Source organism: Methanothermococcus thermolithotrophicus DSM 2095, assembly GCF_000376965.1.
In the GTDB taxonomy this organism is placed as follows: Archaea; AGJL01; Methanococci; order Methanococcales; family Methanococcaceae; genus Methanothermococcus; species Methanothermococcus thermolithotrophicus.
The window spans coordinates 201,164-210,774 of record NZ_AQXV01000055.1 but is presented as its reverse complement, the minus strand read 5'-3'; the positions used below and the strand labels follow the sequence as shown (position 1 = coordinate 210,774).

General features: G+C 33.0%; 10 protein-coding genes and 1 tRNA gene. 9 read left to right on the top strand and 2 right to left on the bottom strand.

The features are described from left to right. Window positions 1-259: 259 nt before the first annotated feature. Window positions 260-715 carry an FKBP-type peptidyl-prolyl cis-trans isomerase gene (locus tag F555_RS0108765; RefSeq protein ID WP_018154854.1) on the bottom strand — a complete coding sequence of 152 codons (456 nt, stop codon included), beginning with the start codon at window positions 713-715 and terminating at the stop codon, window positions 260-262. Window positions 716-932: 217 nt separating this feature from the next. Here F555_RS0108765 and mch point away from each other — a divergent pair, with 217 nt between their 5' ends. The 9 genes from mch to F555_RS0108720 all read left to right on the top strand — a co-directional run bounded on the left by mch (window position 933) and on the right by F555_RS0108720 (window position 9,214). Then, window positions 933-1,907: a methenyltetrahydromethanopterin cyclohydrolase gene (gene mch / locus F555_RS0108760; RefSeq protein WP_018154853.1), complete on the top strand. Its 975-nt coding sequence runs from the start codon at window positions 933-935 to the stop codon at window positions 1,905-1,907. A 442-nt stretch (window positions 1,908-2,349) separates the two neighbouring features. Beyond that, window positions 2,350-2,982 (top strand): TIGR00153 family protein, encoded by a 633-nt coding sequence (locus F555_RS0108755; RefSeq protein WP_018154852.1) that lies wholly within the window; start codon window positions 2,350-2,352, stop codon window positions 2,980-2,982. Between the two features lie 42 nt (window positions 2,983-3,024). Continuing rightward, complete coding sequence (locus tag F555_RS0108750) at window positions 3,025-3,879, top strand: inorganic phosphate transporter (RefSeq protein ID WP_018154851.1); 855 nt, start codon at window positions 3,025-3,027, stop codon at window positions 3,877-3,879. A gap of 192 nt (window positions 3,880-4,071) precedes the next feature. Next, window positions 4,072-5,253 (top strand): radical SAM protein, encoded by a 1,182-nt coding sequence (locus F555_RS0108745; RefSeq protein ID WP_018154850.1) that lies wholly within the window; start codon window positions 4,072-4,074, stop codon window positions 5,251-5,253. A gap of 173 nt (window positions 5,254-5,426) precedes the next feature. Further along, window positions 5,427-6,086 (top strand): 30S ribosomal protein S2, encoded by a 660-nt coding sequence (rpsB, locus tag F555_RS0108740; RefSeq protein WP_018154849.1) that lies wholly within the window; start codon window positions 5,427-5,429, stop codon window positions 6,084-6,086. An 82-nt stretch (window positions 6,087-6,168) separates the two neighbouring features. Then, window positions 6,169-6,774 carry an HVO_0476 family zinc finger protein gene (locus F555_RS0108735; RefSeq protein WP_018154848.1) on the top strand — a complete coding sequence of 202 codons (606 nt, stop codon included), beginning with the start codon at window positions 6,169-6,171 and terminating at the stop codon, window positions 6,772-6,774. A 12-nt stretch (window positions 6,775-6,786) separates the two neighbouring features. Further along, entirely contained in the window at window positions 6,787-7,443 is a 657-nt protein-coding gene (locus F555_RS0108730) for a 30S ribosomal protein S3ae (protein ID WP_018154847.1), read from the top strand. 196 nt (window positions 7,444-7,639) lie between these two features. Then, a complete protein-coding gene (locus tag F555_RS0108725; RefSeq protein ID WP_018154846.1) occupies window positions 7,640-7,984 on the top strand; it encodes a DUF167 domain-containing protein in 345 nt (114 codons plus the stop codon). 30 nt (window positions 7,985-8,014) lie between these two features. Beyond that, entirely contained in the window at window positions 8,015-9,214 is a 1,200-nt protein-coding gene (locus tag F555_RS0108720) for a YcaO-related McrA-glycine thioamidation protein (RefSeq protein WP_018154845.1), read from the top strand. A gap of 259 nt (window positions 9,215-9,473) precedes the next feature. Here F555_RS0108720 and F555_RS0108715 read toward each other — a convergent pair. Then, a tRNA-Ala gene (locus tag F555_RS0108715) sits at window positions 9,474-9,547 on the bottom strand. Window positions 9,548-9,611 lie beyond the last annotated feature (64 nt).

The window sequence follows — 9,611 nt, the reverse complement described above, 5'->3', positions numbered from 1 at the left end:
TTAAACAAAAACTCTTCGAGTTTACGAAAACCTTCGGTTTTCGAATCCAGTAGGTTTTGTAGCCCACCACTATCACCGAGCGAAGCGAAGGTGAGCTACATCCACCGCAACATAGTTGCGGGGAGGTTGAATAATCGTAAATTATTCAACCAATCCGAAGGATTTGTTCAATCGTGGTAGTTTTCAAAACCCTTAACGGGTAAAGATATAAAATCACGAAGTGATTTTATTTAATCTCGGCGGAATGTTATAATGATAATTATTCGACAACTTCAATAATTTTAATTGTAAATACTAAATCTTTTCCTGCAAGTTCATGGTTAAAGTCTAAAGTTACCTCATTATCTGTAACTTCGGTTATTGTAGCAGGAATTCCTTCTGCAAGGATTACCATTCCTTCTTCAGGTTCAAAATCAGCTTCTTTAAAAGCATCTCTTGGTATTTTCTGTATTAACATTTCATTTCTGTTACCGTATGCTTTCTCTGCAGGGATTTTTACGGTTTTTTCGTCCCCGACTTCCATGTCTAAAACAGCTTCTTCAAAACCTTGAATCAACTGACCTTCTCCTACAACGAACTCTAGAGGTTCATATTCTCTATCAGGCGCGTATATTCCAGCTTCTTTTGCTACCTCTTCTATGGAAGTGTCAAAGACATCTCCACTTTCAAGTTTACCTATGTAGTCTACTTTTATTTTAACTCCTTTATCTACCAAAAAAATCACATCCTTATGTCGATATCATAACTCAAACTGTATTGGTATATATATTTTATTATTGCTACCACGATTAATGGATTTATTACATGTTAATAACTACATGTTAAACGTTAAATGAGTATGAACTTATTCAACATGTCGAATCAAATCAAAAATTATAAAAATTAAAAAATATCTAGATTTAAAGGTATAATAAAATCAAAAAGGTGGAATAATGGTCAGTGTAAACTTGACTTCTTTGTCCATAGTTGAAGAAATGATACAAAGAAAAGAAGACTTGAACATAGAAGTTAAGAAATTAGAAAATGGTGCTACCGTTCTTGACTGTGGTGTTAATGTAGCAGGAAGCTTTGAAGCTGGTAAATTATTTACAAAAGTATGTTTAGGTGGTCTTGCTCACGTTGGAATAAGTATATCAGGTTCATTAGCTGATGAATTAGTTTTACCTTCAGTTAAGATAAAAACATCACACCCTGCAGTTGCTACATTAGGAGCTCAGAAAGCAGGTTGGAGTGTCAAGGTAGGGAAATACTTTGCAATGGGTTCAGGACCTGCAAGAGCTTTAGCCTTAATGCCTAAAAGCACATACGAAGAAATTGGTTACGAAGACGATGCAGATGTTGCTGTTTTATGTTTAGAAGCAAGCCAATTACCTGATGAAAATGTTGCAGACTACGTTGCAGAAAAATGTGGTGTAGATGCTGAAAAAGTTTACCTCTTAGTAGCTCCTACAGCATCAATGGTTGGATCCATACAAATCAGTGGTAGAGTTGTAGAAAACGGAACCTACAAAATGTTAGAAGCTTTACACTTTGATGTAAAAAAAGTTAAATTTGCAGCAGGTATTGCTCCAGTAGCTCCAATAATTGGTGACGATTTAGCAATGATGGGTTCCACAAACGATATGGTACTCTACGGAGGAAGAACCTTCTATTACATAGAAAGCGACGAAAACGACGATGTTGAAGCATTATGCAAAGCTTTACCATCCTGTTCATCAGAAGGTTACGGAAAACCATTCTTAGATGTATTCAAAGAAGCAAACTACGACTTCTACAAAATAGACAAAGGAATGTTTGCCCCAGCAGTTGTTACAATTAACGACATGAGAACAGGTAAATTAGTATCCTATGGAAAAATGAACATAGATGTACTTAAAAAATCATTAGGGTTTAAAGAATTAGAATAAGTCTCATACTTATACCTACTATTACCTACTATTCCTTTTATTTTATTTTTTATTTTTAATCGTTCTTTTTCCTTTTTCTTTTTTAGTTAAAGAATAATATTAAAATACTGTATAATGCATACACATGATATAAACAATAAATAGGTATTATTGAATAAAAATCTAAAATTTCCAATTTTCCAATTTTCCAATCTCGATTGGATAACCATAGTGTAAGACAAAACCTTTTAAAAAATCGAAGCGAATCCAAAGGATTCGCTGATCGAGACAAATTTCAAAGAAATTCGCTGACTCACAAAAATTCGAAGAATTTTTGTCGAGAGGTTTTGGATTCAAAACCAATACACAACCTTGCTTCGCTCGGTAGTGTCTTTTAGTCGGTTTTATAACACATTAGTATAGTTTGTTATGTCCGACACTATAATCATGTAGGGGTGGTAAATTGTCTATGTTCTTTTTTAAACGAAAGCCTGAAAAAGAAGTTATCGATCTTCTAAAAAAGCATATTTCATTATCTATAGAAGGTATCGAGTTATTGAATGAATATATTGAATACAGGGGATCTGATAAATTGGACGATATATTGAACAAAATTATAGAGCTCGAAAAAGAAGGGGATGAAATAAGAAAAAAAGCCATATTTAATCTTTATAATGCATTTTTACCAAGTATGAAGAGAGAACTAAATTATTCAATTGAACTTTTAGATGAAGTCCTTGACAGCATTAAACATGGAGCCATGCTATACAATTTGATGACCTTTGATTTAGATGAAAATATAAAAGAAAAATGTAAATTAATATTGAATATATCGTCAAAAATGCTTGATTCCCTAAATAAGATAATAGATGTATTTGAAAACGGAGGGGAATTTAAAGAGCACATTAAAAATATAAAAATGGGGGAGGAAGATATTGACGATATCCATCAGGAAATTTACAGGTATATGGTTGGTATGGAGATAAGCTCCTTTTGGGTAGGGAAGCTCATGAGTGATTTTGTGGATATGATTACAGGTATAAGCGACTTTATAGAAAATATAGCCGATGAATTTCAAATAATATATTTAAAATAATTGGTGATTAAAATATTTGAACTAATAGCTATTTTAAGTGGTTTGTATATTGCATTTGTAATTGGGGCGAACGATACTGCAAATGCACTTGGAACAGCCATTGGAGCAAATTTAATGAGTTATAAAAAATTAGTTTTTATATTTGGCGTGTTTGTCCTTATAGGGTGTTTAAATGCCCACAAAGTCGGACATACGGTAGGCTCCATTACCGGCGGAGAGGTAATATTTCCATTGATAATCGCTGGAATTATTATCACAATGATAACCTATAAAAAGATACCAATATCTACACATCAGGTTATAGTATGTGCATTGGTTGGTTTGAACCTGAATACTGCAAATTTGGATTTATTTGTAAAAATTATTGGTAGCTGGATAGTTTCACCAATACTGGCTGGTTTTCTATCCTTTGTACTTTATAATGCCGTTGAAAAATTGAATATTTCTGTTTTAAAAAGGGAGGAACTATTAAGATATGGATTAATATTAAGCGGTGGACTTATAGCATATAATTTAGGTTCAAACGATCTTCCAACTGCACTTGGAGCTGTAACAAACAGTAGTTATGTTTTTCTTATGGGAGGTATTGTCCTTATATTAGGTGCCTTGCTTTTTGGAAAGGGAGTTTCTGAAACCGTTGGATTGAGAATCGTTAGGTTAAGTCCATTAACTGCATTTATTGCCCAGCTATCTGCGGGAATTAGTGTTCTTGTATTCACCCAGTTTGGTATGCCGGTTTCTACAACTCAGGCTATTATTGGTGGAATCGTAGGGGTGGGATTAACAAAAGGTATCAAAACAGTCAGCTGGAAAACTTTGTTAAGTATTGTGCTTGGTTGGGTTTCTGCTCCAGGTCTTGCACTGTTTGTCGGTTATTTGATTGAATTTTTGTTCTAATTTTATTATTTTTAATTCTTTATTATTCAATATAGGTGCATGACAAATATATTATAAGTATAATGTAGTAGATGTTAGAGATGATTAATTATAGTATACATCTATAATAGATATCAAATTACAGTTAATTGTTTACTTACTACGTACTATCTACTATTTTATTTATCGTTTAATGAATTAAGGTGTATTATTATGACTAAAACAGATTTAACAGACTATCAAAAAACTAATAAGCAGGAATCTGTTTATTTATCGGATTTAGAAGAAGTGGCTTGTGCCGATTTGCCGTTAGGTTGTCAGTACTGCATTAACGGAGAAAAACTTGTTCTATTCATAAGTGGAATCTGCGGTGAAAATTGTTTTTACTGCCCACTGTCTGAAAATAGAAAAAGTAAAGACGTAATATATGCAAATGAAAAGAAGATAAGTTCAATTGAAGAGGCTATTGAAGAGGCTTACCTCTGTAATAGTAAAGGTGTAGGAATTACCGGAGGAAACCCTCTTTTAAAGATTGAGAGAACTGTGGAATATCTAAAGGCACTGAAGGAAGAATTTGGAGAAGAATTTCACAGCCACCTATACACCACACCGGATGTCGTTGATGAAGAAAAACTTAAAATGTTAAAAGAGGCGGGATTGGACGAAATAAGACTACACCCAACTAAATTTTTTAAAAACGATGGAAAATTTAAATTTAAACTTGAAGAATTTTTAGACAAGTTAAAACTGTGTATGAAATATATTCCTGATGTTGGAGTTGAAATTCCAGGAATTCCAGGAATGGAGGAAGAAATACTTAATTTGGCAAATGAAGTTGATAAAATAGGAGTTAAATTCTTAAATATAAATGAATTGGAATACTCTGAAACCAACTACACGGAGCTCTTGAATAAAGGATTCAAAGAAAAAAATGATTACGCATCAGGGATTTCAGGAAGTGGAGAAACTGCCAAATATGTAATCGAGAATTTCAATGGAAACATGATAATTCACTACTGCCCTTCGTCCTTGAAAGATGGCATACAGCTGAAAAACAGGCTTATAAATAGGGCAAAGAACGTTGCTAAAGAATATGATGTCATAACCGAAGAAGGCTTAATTCTGAGAGGCATAATAATATTTAGAGATAGAGCGGAAGTTGAAGAAGTCCTCGAAATTTTAGAGTACAACGACGTGGACTTTGAAATAGATGATGATAAGATATTTTTAAATCCATTTATCCTAGAAGATTTGATAGAGAATCTAAAAAATGCAAATTATGAAATAAGTTTTAGTGCTTATGTGTCTGAAATATACCCTACAAGCGACAGGCTTGAAGTTGAAAGAATACCTTTGGTAACAAGAAAGCCAAAATTGAAGCTTAAAAAGAATTAAAGTAAAGATAGAGAAAAGTATATATAGTATATTAAGCATTTGTTTAATGTTTAATTTTTTACAGTAGTTCTATCTAGAAATTTTAACATAAAATAGAAACTTGAATATCGACAAAAAAACAAAAGGGCTTTATTTTTACAAAGCCAAAAAACCACTATTTTGGAGGAATAGGTATGGCAGATGAAAGTCTATTGACCACATTAGATACATATTTGGCTTCCGGTATGCACATCGGTACACAGCAAAAAACAAAAGACATGAAGAAATACATCTACAGAGTAAGATCAGACGGTTTATACGTTTTAGATGTTAGAAAAACAGATGAAAAAATAAGATTAGCTGCAAAATTCTTATCAAACTACGAACCTGAAGACATTTTAGCAGTTTCAAGAAGAGTGTACTCAGTAGGACCATTAGAAAAATTCGGCCAAGTTACAGGTATAAAAGCAGTTGCAGGAAGGTTTGTTCCTGGTACATTAACAAACCCAGCTTCCAAAAAATTCATAGAACCTGAAGTATTATTTTTAAGCGACCCTAGAGTAGATAGACAAGCTTTAAAAGAAGCTATTGAACTAGGCATACCAATTATCGGTATGTGCGATACAGAACACTTAACCTCATACATAGACTTCGTAATACCAACAAACAACAAAGGTAGAAAGGCTGTTTCATTAATCTACTATTTAATAGCTAGAGAATACTTAAGAAACAGAGGAGTTATTAGTGAAGAGGTTCCATTCTCATACGAAGAATTCTTAGAAAAAGCTATGAATGTTAAAGTTAGACATAACAACCAACAATTCCAAAGAGGAAGGGGAAGAAGAAGGAGATAAGTCGGCCTAATAACTAAGGGTAGCTACTTATCTTAGTCCTCTATAGTTATATGCCCAATTATCTATAAAACACGTGATTAAAATGGAAGAAAAATTTTTACTTGAATGCCCGAGCTGTGATGATGTAACCCCCCATGATATACTAAAAAAAGTTGAATCAAAGAAACACGTTAAATATACTGTGAAGTGTCTAGATTGTGGACATGTTCACGAAGTAGAAAAAACAGTTAAATTAAAAGACGTTAAGATAATTATAAGTAGATTTGACGAATCAGAAAAAAAAGTAATCCAAGTACCTACTAATGAAATTCTTAGCGTTGGGGACAAAATTGAAGTTTTCGGGGAAAATGTTGAGATAACTGGTATCGAAACTGACAAGAGGGTTACATCTTCAAAAGCAGAAAGTGTAAAAACATTATGGGCAAAATCTATTGATATTCCTAAAAAAGTTGGTATATCAATAAATAACAGGGGTATTACCTATTCAATTAATATTTTAGTTCCTCAAGATTACGTCTTTGAAGAAGGTAAGGTATATAAAATTAAGAGCTCGTTCTTTAGAATAAAAATGATAAAAACTGAGAAGGGCAATTTTAAGAGAGAAGTTGCACGTAAAATAAAAAGGATATATGCAGATTCTACAAAACCCTTGAGGAAACATGAGGACTTAACAGATTATTTGATATAATGAGGTGTAATAATGGCAAGAATGAAAGCTAGAAGTGGTAAAGGGAGAAGAGTAACCAGAGATACCTGGAAAACAAAAGTTTGGTATGATATACGCACTCCACAAGTATTTGGCGGAGATGTAATAGGTCAAACTCCTTCAAACGATCCATCATTATTGATTGGAAGAGTTGCTGAAATTAGTTTAAGAGACTTAACTAACGACCACACAAAACACATGGTTAGAATGTACTTTAAGATAGATGGCGTTAGCGGAAACAACGCAACAACACAATTTGTTGGTCACGACACAACAAGAGAATACTTAAAATCACAAATCAGAAGAAGAAGAAGCAAAATAGACACCGTAGTTGATGTTAGAACAAAAGATGGATACAAGATAAGGGTTAAAGCTATCGTTTTAACAGCCGTTAGAGCTAGAGACCACCACAAAACAGAAATAAGAAAGAAAATGGAAGAAATCATAAGAACAATGGCTAAAGAATCAACATTCCCAGAATACGTTCAGGCAATGTTGTTAGGTGGATTAGGTTCAAAAATCTACGGCGAATGTAAAAAGATGTTCCCATTAAGAAGAGTGGAAGTATATAAATCAGAAGTTTTAGAATTCGGAAAACCATTGGAAGCTAAAGCAGAAGAAGAAACTGTTGAAGAAGAAAAACAAGAATAAAATAATAAACTTCTTTTTTTGTTTTTTAAATGAATATTTTTTAAAATCTCTTTTACTGTTAATATAAATTTACTGTGAAATTGTTTTATACTATTTTATCAATATATTCTACAATACCGTATGGTCTTATTTGTTATATTTGTTATTTTTAATATTTTATAAACGTATATACTGTTGCTGGTTATGGGTGATATTTTTGGCCAAACAAAATTCTAACAATTTTCATGAATCCCTATCAGAAATTGAAGAATTGGTCAGGGACTCTAAAAATGGAGTTTTAATTGATATTGAGATTACTCCAAATGCAAAGAAAAACCAAATTGGCGGAATAAATACTTGGAGAAAAAGACTGGAAATAAGAATAAAAGAACAGCCAATAGAAGGAAAGGCAAACAAGGAAATTATCAAATTCCTTAAAAAAACGTTGAAGAAAAATATTGAAATAGTGGCTGGTTCAACATCATCTCAAAAGACTGTTTTGGTAGTTGATGCTAAAAAAGAAGAGGTTATTGAAATTTTAAAAGATATTATATTTAAATAAATTATTAAATAAGTAGATGTTCGTGATATTATGGATGATATAAACTACACTTTAGCAGCTTATAGAATATGCACCCCAGAAAAAACCTGGGAAAAGATAGAACCTGTAACAAAGGAGATTGGAGTTACAAGAATTGCCAGAATAGATGGGTTAGACAGAGTAGGAATTCCTGTTTACTCTGCAATAAGACCTTCTGCAAAGGAAGGGGCCATAAGCGTCTATGCTGGAAAGGGGGCAACAGACATTCAAGCTAGGGTTTCTTCCGCCATGGAAGCTATTGAAAGATACTCTGCAGAATACGATGAAAAAAGTAATGTAGAACTTACCTTAAAACCTGAAAATCCCATAAACCTGGAGGAGCTCATAGTTCCAAGAAATATCTCATCAGGCATTGGTAACATCAATAACACTAAAAATATAGAGTGGGTAAGAGGTTACGACATAATAAATAATGAAACTGTCGAAATTCCTGCCAACAGCGTTTTTCACCCTTATGAAGGAAAGAGACTTTTTAGAAGTAACACAAACGGTTTAGCATCTGGAAATTCTAGAGAAGAAGCCATTTTTCATGGAATTTTAGAGGTTGTTGAAAGGGATGCATGGAGCATCTCGGAGCTCTCCAAAAGAACATATAAAAAGATAAATATTGAAGGAGCAAAAAATCCGATAATCCATGAATTAATGGAAAAATTCAATAAATCAAAAATAAATATAGTTTTGAAGGATTTAACCAGTGAAGTAGGTATTCCAACAATAGCTGCAATATCTGATGACGATGTTTTAAAAGATCCTGCCCTTTTGTGCATGGGTGTTGGATGTCATCTTCATCCTGAAATAGCAGTTATACGAGCTCTTACCGAAGTGGCACAAAGTAGAGCTACCCAGATACATGGGGCAAGGGAAGACACAATAAGAGGGGATGTTGTAAGGAAAATAAGCTACGATAGAATGAAAAGAATCCATAGGAAATGGTTTGAACATAGGGAAGAAGTAAATATTGAAGATATACCAAACAATGCAAAGTTGAATTTAAAAAGAGATATCCAAACAGTTAAAGAAAAACTTTCTGAAAATGGATTTGACAAAATAGTGGTTGTAGATCTGAAAAAAACGGATATAGATGTTGTCAGAGTTGTAATCCCTAAAATGGAGGTTTACTGCGTGGATAGAGATAGAATATCCCCTTGGGTAAAGGATAGGGTTAGAAAAATAGCAGACAAAAAATTATAATTTATCTTTTAAACTCTTTTTATAAATATATTATAAAAAATAAATTTAAAATCAAAGAATATCATAAAAATAATGGAACAAAGCCCAAAGTAAAACGGTCCAAACATTCGAAAAATTGAACGGTCCAAACATTAGTTCAAATTAATGAACGTAATGAACGAATATCTATCTAGACTATTGATTAATGGGCTAAACATAATTCGGAACGTAACTTTAAAAAGGTTGTATCTAAAATATCAAGAATCTAACGCTATATTAATGGACTGGGCGGGATTTGAACCCGCGGCCTCCGCACAGCCAATGCGGCGATCTCCCAGTCTGATCTACCAGCCCACACACCCCAGTTATTAACCAATTACACCTATATAAAGTTTTCGGTCTTATTGAAAGTCTGTTT

What these genes read in the sequence shown, in the direction of transcription:
- mch (WP_018154853.1), top strand. Translation starts at nt 933, where the DNA reads ATGGTCAGTGTAAACTTGACTTCTTTGTCCATAGTTGAAGAAATGATA.
- F555_RS0108745 (WP_018154850.1), top strand. Translation starts at nt 4,072, where the DNA reads ATGACTAAAACAGATTTAACAGACTATCAAAAAACTAATAAGCAGGAA.
- rpsB (WP_018154849.1), top strand. Translation starts at nt 5,427, where the DNA reads ATGGCAGATGAAAGTCTATTGACCACATTAGATACATATTTGGCTTCC.
- F555_RS0108735 (WP_018154848.1), top strand. Translation starts at nt 6,169, where the DNA reads ATGGAAGAAAAATTTTTACTTGAATGCCCGAGCTGTGATGATGTAACC.
- F555_RS0108730 (WP_018154847.1), top strand. Translation starts at nt 6,787, where the DNA reads ATGGCAAGAATGAAAGCTAGAAGTGGTAAAGGGAGAAGAGTAACCAGA.
- F555_RS0108720 (WP_018154845.1), top strand. Translation starts at nt 8,015, where the DNA reads ATGGATGATATAAACTACACTTTAGCAGCTTATAGAATATGCACCCCA.